At 76.5% G+C, this 13,297-nt stretch carries 11 protein-coding genes; 7 read left to right on the top strand and 4 right to left on the bottom strand.

Annotated features, from left to right (window positions below; genetic code table 11):
• The 6 genes from Cph01nite_RS10755 to Cph01nite_RS10730 all read left to right on the top strand — a co-directional run bounded on the left by Cph01nite_RS10755 (position 1) and on the right by Cph01nite_RS10730 (position 6,510).
• Positions 1-429 carry a cytidine deaminase gene (locus Cph01nite_RS10755; RefSeq protein ID WP_203674023.1) on the top strand — a complete coding sequence of 143 codons (429 nt, stop codon included), beginning with the start codon at positions 1-3 and terminating at the stop codon, positions 427-429.
• The gene (locus tag Cph01nite_RS10750) at positions 426-1,721 is read left to right on the top strand and encodes a thymidine phosphorylase (RefSeq protein WP_203674021.1); all 1,296 of its coding nucleotides are present in this window, start codon (positions 426-428) and stop codon (positions 1,719-1,721) included. The genes Cph01nite_RS10755 and Cph01nite_RS10750 overlap by 4 nt, the downstream gene beginning before the upstream one ends.
• Before the next feature lie 87 nt (positions 1,722-1,808).
• Entirely contained in the window at positions 1,809-2,039 is a 231-nt protein-coding gene (locus Cph01nite_RS10745; RefSeq protein WP_203674020.1) for a hypothetical protein, read from the top strand.
• Positions 2,036-3,154: an adenosine deaminase gene (locus Cph01nite_RS10740; RefSeq protein WP_239069190.1), complete on the top strand. Its 1,119-nt coding sequence runs from the start codon at positions 2,036-2,038 to the stop codon at positions 3,152-3,154. Before Cph01nite_RS10745 ends, Cph01nite_RS10740 begins: the two co-directional genes overlap by 4 nt.
• Positions 3,151-3,867: a deoxyribose-phosphate aldolase gene (gene deoC / locus Cph01nite_RS10735; protein WP_203674018.1), complete on the top strand. Its 717-nt coding sequence runs from the start codon at positions 3,151-3,153 to the stop codon at positions 3,865-3,867. The genes Cph01nite_RS10740 and deoC overlap by 4 nt, the downstream gene beginning before the upstream one ends.
• 237 nt (positions 3,868-4,104) lie before the next feature.
• A complete protein-coding gene (locus Cph01nite_RS10730; RefSeq protein WP_203674016.1) occupies positions 4,105-6,510 on the top strand; it encodes a DUF6055 domain-containing protein in 2,406 nt (801 codons plus the stop codon).
• A gap of 5 nt (positions 6,511-6,515) precedes the next feature.
• On the opposite strand, the gene Cph01nite_RS10725 is transcribed toward Cph01nite_RS10730, so the two are convergent.
• Positions 6,516-8,342 carry a phospho-sugar mutase gene (locus Cph01nite_RS10725; protein WP_203674129.1) on the bottom strand — a complete coding sequence of 609 codons (1,827 nt, stop codon included), beginning with the start codon at positions 8,340-8,342 and terminating at the stop codon, positions 6,516-6,518.
• 151 nt (positions 8,343-8,493) lie between these two features.
• Positions 8,494-9,369, bottom strand: coding sequence for a purine-nucleoside phosphorylase (locus tag Cph01nite_RS10720; protein WP_203674014.1), 876 nt, complete (start codon positions 9,367-9,369; stop codon positions 8,494-8,496).
• Between the two features lie 84 nt (positions 9,370-9,453).
• Between Cph01nite_RS10720 and Cph01nite_RS10715 the strand changes: the two genes are divergently transcribed.
• Positions 9,454-10,941 carry an NAD(P)H-quinone dehydrogenase gene (locus Cph01nite_RS10715; protein ID WP_373307565.1) on the top strand — a complete coding sequence of 496 codons (1,488 nt, stop codon included), beginning with the start codon at positions 9,454-9,456 and terminating at the stop codon, positions 10,939-10,941.
• A gap of 26 nt (positions 10,942-10,967) precedes the next feature.
• Here Cph01nite_RS10715 and Cph01nite_RS10710 read toward each other — a convergent pair whose 3' ends face one another.
• Entirely contained in the window at positions 10,968-11,450 is a 483-nt protein-coding gene (locus tag Cph01nite_RS10710; RefSeq protein WP_203674010.1) for an NUDIX domain-containing protein, read from the bottom strand.
• A gap of 13 nt (positions 11,451-11,463) precedes the next feature.
• Entirely contained in the window at positions 11,464-13,269 is a 1,806-nt protein-coding gene (locus tag Cph01nite_RS10705; RefSeq protein ID WP_203674008.1) for an acetyl/propionyl/methylcrotonyl-CoA carboxylase subunit alpha, read from the bottom strand.
• Positions 13,270-13,297 lie beyond the last annotated feature (28 nt).

The raw sequence follows: 13,297 nt of genomic DNA, 5'->3' as shown, positions 1-13,297 counted from the left end.
ATGACCACCACCACCGTCGACTGGGACGGCCTGCGCGCCGCCGCCCGCGACGTCATGACCCGCGCCTACGCGCCGTACTCGCGGTTCCCCGTGGGCGCGGCCGCGCTCGTCGACGACGGCCGCGTGGTCGTCGGCTGCAACGTCGAGAACGCGTCGTACGGCGTGGGGCTGTGCGCGGAGTGCAGCCTCGTCTCCATGCTCCACGTGGGCGGTGGGGGGCGGCTCGTCGCGTTCACGTGCGTCGACGGGCACGGCGACGTGCTCATGCCGTGCGGGCGCTGCCGTCAGCTGCTGTTCGAGCACGGGGGGCCGGGTCTGCTGGTCGAGACGGTGGGCGGGGTCCGCCCGATGAGCGAGGTGCTGCCCGACGCGTTCGGGCCCGCCGACCTCGCCGAGCGCGGGACCGACGCGGAGGAGGCAGGGGCATGAGCGAGCAGTTCGACGCGGTCGACGTCATCGTCGCCAAGCGCGACGGGCACCGGCTGGGCGACGCCCAGATCGACTGGGTCCTGGACGCGTACACGCGGGGCGTCGTCGCCGACGAGCAGATGTCCGCCCTCGCGATGGCGATCCTGCTCAACGGCATGGACCGCGCGGAGATCGCGCGGTGGACGGGCGCGATGATCGCCAGCGGCGAGCGGATGGACTTCTCCGGCCTGTCGCGCCCGACGTCCGACAAGCACTCGACGGGCGGGGTGGGCGACAAGATCACGCTGCCGCTCGCGCCGCTCGTCGCGGTGTTCGGCGTCGCGGTGCCCCAGCTGTCCGGGCGGGGTCTGGGCCACACGGGCGGCACGCTCGACAAGCTCGAGTCGATCCCGGGCTGGCGTGCGGCGCTGAGCAACGACGAGATGATGCGCCAGCTCGAGGACGTGGGCGCGGTCATCTGCGCCGCGGGGTCCGGGCTGGCCCCGGCGGACCGCAAGCTGTACGCGCTGCGCGACGTCACGGGCACGGTCGAGGCGATCCCCCTGATCGCGAGCTCGATCATGAGCAAGAAGATCGCCGAGGGCACGGGGTCGCTCGTCCTCGACGTCAAGGTCGGGTCGGGCGCGTTCATGAAGGACGCCGACCGCGCCGGGGAGCTCGCGCGCACGATGGTCGAGCTCGGCACGGACGCGGGCGTGCACACCGTCGCGCTGCTCACCGACATGTCGACGCCGCTGGGCCTGACGGCCGGCAACGCGCTCGAGGTGCGTGAGTCCGTCGAGGTCCTCGCCGGTGGGGGTCCCGCGGACGTCGTCGAGCTCACCGTCGCGCTGGCGCGCGAGATGCTCGACGCGGCCGGACGCCCCGACGCCGACCCGGCGGCCGCGCTCGCGGACGGCCGGGCGATGGACGTCTGGCGTCGGATGATCGCCGCGCAGGGCGGCGACCCGGACGCGCCGCTGCCGGTCGCGCGCCACCAGGAGCAGGTGCGCGCCGAGCGGGACGGCGTCCTGACGGCCCTCGACGCGTACGCCGTCGGCGTCGCGGCCTGGCGGCTCGGCGCCGGCCGTGCGCGCAAGGAGGACCCGGTGCAGGCCGGCGCGGGCGTCGAGCTGCACGCGCGTCCCGGCGACACGGTCCGGGCGGGACAGCCGCTGCTGACGCTCCACACCGACACGCCCGAGCGGTTCGCGCGGGCGCACGAGGCGCTGACCGGCGGTGTCGTCGTCGACCCGCAGGGGGTCGCGGGCCGGCGGCCCGCGCTCGTGCTGGACCGGGTGGCGGCGGGCTGACCCGTCCCGCACCGGTCGCGGCCCCCGCAGCCGGAGGCCACGATGAGGAACGTCCTGCCGACGACCGACCACCTTCCAGGAGGAGCCATGAGCACCGTCCCCGGACCCGAGTCCTGGCGTGACGCCGGGCTGGCCCCGGTCGACCCCGACGTGCCCCTGCGGCTGACGGACGTGTCGCCGGACGTCCCCGGCGAGCACGACGCCGAGGAGCACGTGCCCGACTTCCCGCGCGCCGACCGCGACGGGCTGGCCGAGGAGGCCGACGTGGTCGAGCAGTCCGTGGAGGTCCCGCTCGACGACGAGGACCCCGACGCGTGACCCCTCCCGACGAACCGGTGGACCTCGACGCGGCGCTGCGCGCGCTGCCGAAGGTCCTGCTGCACGACCACCTCGACGGCGGGCTGCGGCCCGCGACGGTCGTCGAGCTCGCCGCCCAGGTCGGGCACGACCTGCCGACGACCGACCCGCAGGACCTGGGCCGGTGGTTCGTCGAGGCCGCGGGCTCGGGCTCGCTGCCGCGCTACCTCGAGACGTTCGTGCACACGCTCGCGGTCATGCAGTCCGCCGACGGCCTGCGGCGCGTCGCCCGGGAGGCGGTGCTCGACCTCGCGGCCGACGGGGTCGTGTACGCCGAGGAGCGGTACGCGCCCGAGCAGCACCTGCAGGGCGGCCTGACGCTGCAGCAGGTGGTCGACGCCGTGCGCGAGGGGTTCGCCGAGGGCGAGGCGCTCGCGCGCGCGGACGGTCACGACATCCGGGTCGTCCAGGTGCTGTCGGCGATGCGCCAGGCGGACCGGTCGGGTGAGATCGCGCTGCTCGCGCTGGCGAACCGGGACGCCGGGGTCGTGGCGTTCGACATCGCCGGGCCCGAGGACGGGTTCCCGCCCTCGCGGCACGCGGGCGCGTTCCGCGTGCTGCGCGACGCGTGCTTCCCCACGACCGTGCACGCGGGCGAGGCGGCAGGGCTGGACTCGCTGGCGGAGGCGCTGCACGTCGCGGGCGCCGTGCGCCTGGGGCACGGTGTGCGCGTGGCGGACGACGTGCACGCCGTCCCGGGCGGCGGGTGGCGCCTGGGGCTCCTCGCGCACTGGGTGCGCGACCGCCGCGTCCCCCTCGAGGTGTGCCCGTCGTCCAACCTCCAGACGGGCGCGGCGACGTCGGTCGCCGACCACCCGGTGACGTCGCTGCGGCGGGCCGGGTTCGAGGTCACGGTCAACACCGACAACCGCCTGCAGTCGGGGACGTCGCTGTCGCGCGAGCTGGCCCTGCTGGTCCGCGAGGCGGGCTGGACGCTCGACGACGTCGTCGACGTCACGGTCACGGCCGCGCGGCACACGTTCCTGCACGACGACGAGCGCCGCGCGCTGGTCGACCGCATCGTCCGCCCGGCGAGCACGCCGGGCACCGCACGCCCCGGGAGGCACCGCGCATGACCACCGACGACACGACCCAGCCGACCCCGCTCGACGCGGTGGCGCTCGCCCGGCACGTCGACCACACGCTCCTCAAGCCGGAGGCGACGCGCGCGGACGTCGAGGCGCTGGTGGCCGAGGGCGTGCGGCTCGGGGTGTACTCGGTGTGCGTGTCGCCGTCGTTCCTGCCGCTGGAGGTCCCCGTGGGTCTGGACGGCTCGCCGGACCTGCTGGTCGCGACCGTCTGCGGGTTCCCGTCGGGCAAGCACCACAGCGACGTCAAGGCCGCCGAGGCGGCGCGTGCCGTGCGCGACGGCGCCGACGAGGTCGACATGGTGATCGACGTCGGAGCGGCGAAGGAGGGCCGGTTCGAGGACGTCGAGCGCGACGTCGCGGCGGTGCGCGCCGCGGCCCCCGCTCCGACGGTGCTCAAGGTCATCATCGAGTCGGCCGCGCTCACCGACGACGAGATCGTGGCCGTGTGCCGGGCCGCCGAGTCCGCGGGCGCGGACTTCGTCAAGACCTCGACCGGGTTCCACCCCGCCGGTGGCGCGACGGTGCACGCGGTCCGGCTCATGGCCCGCACGGTCGGGGGCCGGCTGGGCGTCAAGGCCTCGGGCGGCGTGCGGACGGCGGCCGACGCCCTCGCGATGCTCGAGGCCGGTGCGACGCGCCTGGGGCTGTCGGGCACCGCGGCCGTGCTCGCCGGGGTCGCGGCCGACGAGGGCTACTGAGAGGACCCGGATCGGCCCTCCGTGATGAGAGGGGCGTGAGAATTCGGTGTCCGGGCGGGTGAATGCTCGGCGATCCGGACGAATCGGGCGTTGACTTGGGCCGCGAGGTCGGACGATGGTGGACGGTCGTCCGGTTCGACTCGCAACGTGGCCGACGACCCAGGTAGGTCACGAGCAGGTGCACCCGGTCCGACGACCCGACGGCGTGCGCACCCGCGGGGAGGAGACGCACGCGGCATGGGCCGGATCAGGCGCGGCACCCTCGTCGTGGCGCTCGTCGTCGCGTTCGCCCTCGGTGCGGTCCTCGCCTCGGCGCTCGGGCCCCGGGCGGGCGACTCCCCGGACCTCGTCGTGCCCGAGGGCTGGCGCGTCGCGTGGCAGAGCGCGCACGTGCGTGAGGGTGACCACGTGGCGCTCGCCTGGGGCGACCGGCTCGGTCCCGACCCGACGTCCGCGCCCGAGAGCCTGCGGTTCGACCCGGACGTCGTCGTCGCGCAGCTCGAGGCGCTGCACGCGCTCGGCGTCGGGGTCGTGGGCCTCGGCGCTCCGGACGGGCCGCTCGCGTCGCGCAAGCTCCTCGTGGTCGTCGACGGCACCTGGTCCGCGGGGCCCGGCGCGCCCCCGGCGGGAGCGGTGGTGCAGCCCGTCGACGGCGGCCTGTCGACGACGGGGGAAGCCCGCCCGCTCACGCGGGGAGCCGTCGTCGGCGGCGTCGCGATGCTGCACGTCGACCCCACGGTGCTCGCACCGTCCCTCGACCCGGGCGCCGCGGTGGCCGCGTCGGCCACGCCGGAGGTCGCCGCTGCGCCGCCCCGCGACGGTGCTGAGGCCGCGTCGGCCGACGCCGCGACGTCGCCCGCCGCCGGGCTGCAGGTGCCGACCGGGACCCCCTGGGAGCTCGCGCGCGGCGTCGCGGAGGCGCTGCAGCGGCTGACGGAGGCCGCCCACCCCGGGCACGGGCTGACGGACGGGTCGGCGGACACGCTGCGCACGGCCGCCTCGGCCTACCTGGCGACCCTCGCGGTCCCGGACGAGCACGCCGACGTCTCGGACCACGTCCTGGCGCCGCAGCTCGCCTGGGGCAGCCCGCGCCACGGAGCGGCCGGCTGGCTCCTCCTGCAGCACCTGGCCGAGCGGTCCGCGCCGACGCTCCTGCACGACCTGTGGACCCAGTCCCTCGACACCGAGCACGTGCTGGGGGCGTACGCGCGCCTGACGCTGTCCGACCCCTCCGCGCTCAACCGCCGCGTCGCGCAGTACGCGATGCGCGCAGCCGTGGCCGACGTGACCGGGACGGACGCGCCGGGCGCGCTGCTCGCGCAGCTCGACCCGGTCCTCGCGGCGCACCGCACGACCCCCGCCGAGGCGGTGCCGGACGACCCGGGCCACCACCGCGTGACGGGCACGTTCGCCCCGGCCGCGTACGGGTACACCGTGGTGCGCCTGGAACCCGACGGGTCGGGCACCGACGTCCGGGTGCGGGTCCGGGGCCACGCCGAGGCGCTCGCGGGCGCCCACCCGGGCTGGAGCTTCGGGCTCGTCGCCGTCGGACCCGACGGGCCCCGGTACAGCCCGGTCACCGAGGCGGTCGACGGCGAGGTGCGGCTCGCGCTGCGCCCGGGCGAGGACCAGGTGTACCTCGTCGTGACCGCGACGCCCACCGAGGTCGTGCCGTCGGGGGCCACGGGGTTCGCGCAGACCACCCGCTACCCGTACGAGTTCCGCGTCGCGGGCGCCGCCGTGGTCGACCCGGCCGAGGTGGCGCCCGTGGCGGGCGGCCACCGGCACCCCAGCGGCGGCGGCTGGGTCGCGGACACGGCGGACGTCGACCCGGCCGCCCACGTCGCCGCGGGCGCCGTGGTGCGGGGCGACGCCAGCGTCGGTCCGGGCGTGCGCCTCGAGGGCCGGGCCTGGGTGGAGTCCGGTGCCGAGCTGACGGGGAACGTGGTCGTGCGGGACGTCGCGGTCGTCCGCGGCACGGCGCGGTTGTCCGGCCAGGTGCTCGTGGGTGGTGACGCGGTCGTGGGGTTCACGTGCGACGCGGGCGCGTACACGTCGTACCGGGCGGGCGCCGTGTGCGACCCGGCGGCCGTCGACACCGACGTCAACCCGGTGGTCACGCCGTTCGTGGCGGGTGAGACCACCCTGAGCGAGGGCGTGGCGACCGCGGCACCCACGCTCGAGCCGACTCCCGGCGCGACGGCCACACCCACGCCGACGGCCCCCGCGGGCCCGCCGCCGGCGTCGACGACCCCGCCCGCCGCCGCGCCGCCGGCGCCCCCGCCGCCGGCGTCGTCGCCCGGCGTGGCACCCCCGCCGGCGGCCGTCCCCGCGGGCGCCTGCACGGCGACCTACCAGGTGGCCGGCTCGTGGCCCGGGGGGATGCAGGCCCAGATCACGGTCACCGCGACGACCTCCGGCGTGCACGGGTGGATCCTCACGTGGACCCAGCCGCCCGGCCTGGAGATCGCGGACTCGTGGGGAGCGGAGTTCTCGCGCAGCGGCAGCACCATCACCGCCGAGAACCTGTCGTGGAACGGGTCGATCGCGAACGGTGCGAGCGTGACGTTCGGGTTCAACGGCACGGCCGAGGGCGACGCGGCGCTGGCGGTCCCGCAGGTCCGCTGCGCCCGCGCAGGCTGAGGCCGTCAGCCCCCGTCGAGGCCCAGCGCCGCGCGCACGTCGGCCGCCAGCTCGTCCAGGCGCGCACGCGCCGTCGTGTGGGCGGCGTCGACGGCCGCGCGGTCCGCGTCGCGGGCGACCGGCACGATGACCTCGAGGTACGCCTTCACCTTCGGCTCCGTGCCCGACGGGCGCACGACGACCCGCGTCCCGTCCGCCGTCAGCAGCCGCAGGCCGTCCGTGGGCGGCAACCCGCCCCGGTCGTCCTCCGTGCCGGCGGCCAGGTCGACCACCTCGACGACGGGGGAGCCGGCCAGGTGCGTCGGCGGCCGCTCCCGCAGCGCCGCCATGGTCGCGCCGATCCGGCTGAGGTCGGTGAAGCGGGCGCTGACCTGGCCGGTCGCGTGCAGCCCGTGGGCGCGGGCCAGGTCGTCGAGCGCGTCCACCAGGGTGCGCCCCTGCGCAGCGAGCCGCGCCGCCAGGTCGCACACCCGCACCGCCGCGGAGATGCCGTCCTTGTCGCGCACGTGGGCGGGGTCGACGCAGTACCCGAGGGCCTCCTCGTACCCGAAGACGAGCCCGTCGACGCGGGAGAGCCACTTGAACCCGGTGAGGGTCGGGGTGAAGTGCAGCCCGGCGTCGGCGGCGACCGCCGCGAGCAGGCGGGACGACACGATCGAGCTGGCGAGCGTGGGCCGCGTCCCCGCGGTGGAGCGGGCCGCCCGCGCCCGGTGCGCCGCGTCCGCGCCCAGCAGGCCGCCGACCTCGTCACCGGTCAGCATGCGCCAGCCGTCGGCCTGCGGGGTCTGCGGCCCGACGGCCGGGACGTGCGCGCGCGGGTCCAGGACCGCGACGGCGCACCGGTCGGCGTCCGGGTCGACCGCGACCACCAGGTCCGCGCGCAGCGACGAGGCGAGCGCGAGGGCGAGGTCCGTCGCGCCCGGCTCCTCGGGGTTGGGGAACGCGACGGTGGGGAAGTCGGGGTCGGGCTCGGCCTGCTCGGCGACGAGCGTCACGTCCCCGAAGCCCGCGCGGCGCAGGACGTCCTGCGTCAGGGCCCCACCGACCCCGTGCAGCGGGGTGAGCACGACCTTGAGGCGGGACCGGGCGGCCGGGTCGCCGCCGGGCGCGACGGCCGCGGCCCGGCGCGCGTACTCCTCGACGACGTCCTCGCCGAGCACCGTCCAGCCGGAGGCCGCGCGCGGCACCGACGCCGCCGACGGGACGTGCGCGATCTCGGACGCGATCGCCGCGTCCGCCGGCGGCACGATCTGCGCACCCCGTCCGGCGTCCGTCACGATCCGGCCACCGAGGTACACCTTGTAGCCGTTGTCCTGCGGCGGGTTGTGCGACGCGGTGACCATGACCCCCGCGTCGGCGTCGAACCGCAGCACCGCCGACGCGAGCACCGGTGTCGGCAGCGGGCGCGGCAGCAGCAGGACCTCGATGCCGACAGCCGTCATGACCGCGGCCGTGTCGAGCGCGAACCGGTGGGAGTTGTGGCGCGCGTCGTACCCGACGACGACCCGCGGTGCGGGCGACGCACCCTCCAGCTCGCCGAGCAGGAAGTCCGCCAGCCCGGCCGCGGCGCGGATCACGACCGCGCGGTTCATGCGGTGGGGCCCGCCGCCGAGCGCACCGCGCAGGCCCGCCGTGCCGAACTGCAGGAGGCCGGAGAACCGGTCGGCGAGGTCGGCGCGGGCGGCGTCCGCGTCGGTGCGCACCAGGTCCGCGAGCGGCTCGGTCGCCCCCGGCTCCGGGGTCTGCCGCGCCGTCCGCAGCAGCCGGGTCAGCTCGTCCGCCGTCACCGGGTCGGGGTCGTCGGCGATCCAGTCCTCGACCTGGGCGACCAGGCGTTCCCAGTCGTCCGGGGCGGCGTCCGCGGGCTCGGCTGTCTCTGCTGCCGGCGGGGCGTCCCCGCGGAGCACGTCGTCGTGGTCGGTGGTGCTCACGGTTCCAACCTACTGGTGGGGCACCGCCGCGGCAGCGTCGGGCGCGCGCACCTCACAACCGTCGGACGACCTCCGCGAGCAGCGCGCTGATCCGCGGGCCGGCGGCGCGGCCGGCGGCGAGGACCTCGGCGTGGTCGAGCGGCTCGGGGCTGATGCCGGCGGCCAGGTTGGTGACGAGCGAGATGCCCAGCACCTCCAGGCCGGCATGCCGCGCGGCGATCGCCTCGAGCGTCGTCGACATCCCGACGAGGTCGCCTCCGAGGCGCCCGGCCATCGCGACCTCGGCCGGCGTCTCGTAGTGCGGGCCGGGGAACTGCACGTACACGCCCTCGTCCAGCGACGCGTCGACCTCGCGCGCCACGGCACGCAGCCGCTGCGAGTAGAGGTCCGTGAGGTCGACGAACGTCGCTCCCTCGAGCGGCGACGTCGCCGTGAGGTTGAGGTGGTCGCGGACGAGCACGGGCGTGCCCGGCCCCCAGGCGGGGTTCAGGCCGCCGCACCCGTTGGTCAGCACGACCGTCGAGGCCCCGGCCGCCGCCGCCGTCCGCACCCCGTGCACGACGCGCCGCACGCCGCGGCCCTCGTACAGGTGCGTGCGCGACCCGAGCACCAGGGCGTGCCGGTCGGGCCGGTCGCCGTCGCCCGCGATCCGCACCGAGCGCAGCGTGCCGACGTGGCCGGCGACGGCGGGCCGCGAGAAGCCGGGCACCTCGTGGCTGGCCAGCTCCGCGACCGTCTCGCCCAGCAGGTCGGCCGCGCCGCCCCACCCGGACCCCAGCACGAGCGCGACGTCGTGCTTCTCGACGCCCGTGCGGCGCGCGATCACCTCCGCCGCGAGCCGGGCGACGTCGAACGGGTCGGTCGTCGGGTCGTCGAGGTCGGGCACGGCGCCGCCGGTCAGGTCGCGGGCGGGGGAGACGTCACTCATGGGGAACAGGCTAACCACGCCCGCGCCGGGCAGGATGGTGCCGTGACCAGTGAGCAGACCGCCGCGACCCCCGACGAGTCCCACGTGCCGGCACCCACCGCCGCGTCGACCGTGCGCGACGCCCCCGACGCGCCCGCTGCCGGCCGCGTCGTGGTCGTCGGCGGCGGCCCCGGCGGGTACGAGGCGGCGCTGGTCGCCCGGCGGCTGGGCGCGCACGTGACGGTGGTCGAGCGGGCGGGTCTCGGGGGCTCGGCGGTCCTCACCGACGTCGTGCCGTCGAAGACCCTCATCGCGACGGCCGAGTGGATGACCATCGCCGACCGCGCCCCCGAGCTCGGGATCCGGCTCGACGGTCTGGCGGACGGAGCGGCCGCCCCGGAGGGCGGCGCGCCCGCCGCGGCCGCGCTGCGGCACCGCATCGACATGCCTGCCGTCAACGCGCGCGTCAAGGCCCTCGCGGCCGCGCAGTCCGCGGACATCCGCGGTCGCCTCGACCGGGAGGGCGTCGACGTGATCGCGGGCACCGGGCGGCTGGTCGACGCGGAGCACGTGGCGGTGACCGCGGAGGACGGGCGCGAGCACGTCCTGACCGCCGACGTCGTCCTGCTCGCGACCGGCGCGACACCCCGCGTGCTGCCCGAGGGGCGGCCCGACGGCGAGCGCATCCTCACGTGGACGCAGATGTACGACCTCACCGAGCTGCCGGAGCGGCTGATCGTGGTCGGGTCGGGCGTGACGGGCGCCGAGTTCGCCGGTGCCTACACCTCGCTCGGCGCGGACGTGGTGCTGGTGTCCAGCCGGGACCGTGTGCTGCCCGGTGAGGACGCGGACGCCGCCGAGCTCATCGAGCGCGTGTTCACCCAGCGCGGCATGACCGTCATGTCCCGTGCACGGGCGGCGGCCGCGCGCCGCACGGCCGCCGGTGTGGTGGTGACGCTCGAGGACGGCCGCACGGTCGAGGGGTCGCACGTGCTGCTCGCGGTCGGCTCCGTGCCGACCACGCGCGACCTGGGCCTCGAGGCGGCGGGCGTGCGCGTGACGCCGTCGGGGCACATCGAGGTCGACAAGGTCTCGCGGACCAACGTGCGCGGCGTGTACGCGGCCGGCGACTGCACGGGCGTGCTGCCGCTGGCGTCGGTGGCCGCCACCCAGGGGCGCATCGCCATGTCGCACGCGCTGGGGGACGCGGTGCGCCCGCTCGCGCTCCGCGGCATCTCCGCGAACATCTTCACGGCGCCCGAGATCGCGACCGTCGGCCTGTCCGAGACGCGGCTGCAGGCGATGGGCACGCACTACCGGACGAGCATGCTGCCGCTGTCGCGCAACCCGCGCGCGAAGATGCTGGGCGTGCGCGACGGGTTCGTGAAGATCTTCGCGCACTCCGGGACAGGCACCGTCCTGGGCGCCGTCGTGGTGGGCCCCCGGGCGAGCGAGTCGATCTTCCCGCTCACGCTGGCCGTCACGCACCGCCTCACCGCCGACGAGGTCGCCGAGGCGTCGACCGTGTACCCGTCGATGTCGGGGACCATCGGTGAGGTCGCCCGCATGCTGCACCAGCGCGGCGAGGACTGACCGGGCCTGCCGCTGACGCGGTGCGGTCAGTCGTCGAGACGCGTGCGCAGCAGCGGCCAGGCGTCGGCGAAGGCCGTGAGCAGCGGACGGTCGACGACCTCGTCGAGGGCGACCCAGGCGACCGCGATGCTCTCGGCGTCCGTGGCCGCGGGCGTGAACGGCGCGACCGCGTCCGCGATCACGGTCGTGTAGGACCAGTCGGGGTGCTGCAGGAGGTGCTCGCCCCGGACGGCGACGACGTGCGGCTCGACCCCCGCCTCCTCGCGCGCCTCGCGCAGCGCGGCCTGCACGGCGTCCTCGTCGGGCTCCCGGGCGCCGCCCGGCAACCCCCACGTGCCGCCCTGGTCGGACCACGGTGCGCGGTGCTGCAGCACGACGTGCGTCGCGTGTCCCGTCGCGTCCCGCCGCGCCAGCAGCAGACCGGCCGCGCCGTGCAGACCCCAGTGCCGCCGTCCGCAGGCGCAGGCGACCCAGCCGTCCCCGGGGCGCCGCTGCGTCGTGCCAGTCACGGGCGGGACCGGGTCAGCCGACGATCTCGCAGATGGCGCCGCCCGCGCTGACGCTCGACCCGACGCCCGCGGTCAGCGACCGGACGGTGCCGGCCCGGTGGGCGAGCAGCGGCTGCTCCATCTTCATGGCCTCGAGCACGACGACCAGGTCACCCTCGGCGACCTGCGCGCCGTCGGCGACGGCGACCTTGACGATCGTGCCCTGCATCGGGGAGGCCAGCACCGTGCCGTTGGCGCCCCCCGCACGCGCGGCCCGCGGCCGGGCCGTGCGGCGCGGACCCGCGCCCGCGCGGCCGGTCCCCAGGCGCCCGGCGCCCGGCCCGCCGCCGCGTCCCAGGCCGAGCGCGGCCGGCAGGACGACCTCGAGCCGCTTGCCGCCCACCTCGACGACGACCCGCTCGAGCGCCGCGTCGGGCAGCTGCTCCTCGTCGGGTGCCGGTGCGGGCGTGCCGCTGAGCCCGGCCACGGTCGCGGCGAACTCGGTCTCGATCCACCGCGTGTGCACCGAGAACGGCTGCGCGTCGTCGGCGGGGACGAACGCCTCGGCGTCGAGCACGGCCCGGTGGAAGGGCACGACCGTCGGGATGCCGACGACCTCGAGCTCGGCGAGCGCGCGCCGTGCCCGCTCGACCGCCTGGCGCCGGGTCGCGCCCGTGACGATCACCTTGGCGATCATGGAGTCGAACATGCCGGAGACGGAGTCGCCCTCGACGACGCCGGAGTCCACGCGCACGCCCGGTCCCGACGGGAACCGCAGGCGGCTGATGCGGCCCGGTGCGGGCAGGAACCCCGCGGCCGGGTCCTCCCCGTTGATGCGGAACTCGAGGGAGTGCCCGCGGGTGGTGACCTCGGTGTAGCCGAGCGCCTCCCCGGCGGCGATGCGCAGCTGCTCACGCACCAGGTCGATGCCGCTGATCTCCTCGCTCACGGGGTGCTCGACCTGCAGCCGGGTGTTGACCTCGAGGAACGACACCGTGCCGTCCACGCCGACGAGGAACTCGCAGGTCCCGGCGCCGACGTACCCGGCCTCCCGCAGGATCGCCTGCGACGCCGCGACGAGCGTGCGGTTCTGCTCGTCGGTCAGGAACGGCGCCGGCGCCTCCTCGACGAGCTTCTGGTGGCGGCGCTGCAGCGAGCAGTCGCGCGTCGAGACGACGACGACCGTGCCGTGCACGTCGGCCAGGCACTGCGTCTCGACGTGGCGAGGGCGGTCGAGGTAGCGCTCGACGAAGCACTCGCCGCGCCCGAAGGCCGCGACCGCCTCGCGGACGGCCGACTCGTACATCTCGTCGATCTCGTCGGCCTCGCGGGCGACCTTGAGGCCGCGCCCGCCGCCGCCGAAGGCCGCCTTGATGGCGATCGGCAGGCCGTGCTCGGCGGCGAACGCGTGGATCTCCGACACGTCGGCCACGGGCTCGGGGGTGCCGGCCACCAGCGGCGCACCGGCGCGCTGCGCGATGTGCCGGGCGCTGACCTTGTCACCGAGGGCCTCGATCGCCGCCGGGGGCGGGCCCACCCACACCAGGCCGGCGTCGATCACGGCCTGCGCGAACTGGGCGTTCTCCGCGAGGAACCCGTAGCCCGGGTGCACGGCGTCGGCGCCGGAGCGGCGGGCGACGTCGAGGAGCTTGGCGATGTCGAGGTACGTCTCGGCCGCGCGGGCCCCGTCGAGCGCGTACGCCTCGTCCGCGACGTGCACGTGCAGGGCGTCGCGGTCGGTGTCGGAGTACACGGCGACGGAGGCGACACCGGCGTCGCGGCAGGCGCGGGCGATGCGGACGGCGATCTCGCCGCGGTTCGCGACAAGGACCTTGGTCATGAGAGGCACGGCTCACCGTAGCGCGCGA

This window comes from Cellulomonas phragmiteti (assembly GCF_016862775.1).
In the GTDB taxonomy this organism is placed as follows: domain Bacteria; phylum Actinomycetota; class Actinomycetes; order Actinomycetales; family Cellulomonadaceae; genus Cellulomonas; species Cellulomonas phragmiteti.
Note: the sequence above shows the minus strand (reverse complement) of the source record. Positions and strands in the feature narration are given on the sequence as shown.

What these genes read in the sequence shown, in the direction of transcription:
- Cph01nite_RS10745 (WP_203674020.1), top strand. Translation starts at nt 1,809, where the DNA reads ATGAGCACCGTCCCCGGACCCGAGTCCTGGCGTGACGCCGGGCTGGCC.
- deoC (WP_203674018.1), top strand. Translation starts at nt 3,151, where the DNA reads ATGACCACCGACGACACGACCCAGCCGACCCCGCTCGACGCGGTGGCG.
- Cph01nite_RS10730 (WP_203674016.1), top strand. Translation starts at nt 4,105, where the DNA reads ATGGGCCGGATCAGGCGCGGCACCCTCGTCGTGGCGCTCGTCGTCGCG.
- Cph01nite_RS10705 (WP_203674008.1), bottom strand. Translation starts at nt 13,269, where the DNA reads ATGACCAAGGTCCTTGTCGCGAACCGCGGCGAGATCGCCGTCCGCATC.
- Cph01nite_RS10750 (WP_203674021.1), top strand. Translation starts at nt 426, where the DNA reads ATGAGCGAGCAGTTCGACGCGGTCGACGTCATCGTCGCCAAGCGCGAC.
- Cph01nite_RS10755 (WP_203674023.1), top strand. Translation starts at nt 1, where the DNA reads ATGACCACCACCACCGTCGACTGGGACGGCCTGCGCGCCGCCGCCCGC.
- Cph01nite_RS10720 (WP_203674014.1), bottom strand. Translation starts at nt 9,369, where the DNA reads ATGAGTGACGTCTCCCCCGCCCGCGACCTGACCGGCGGCGCCGTGCCC.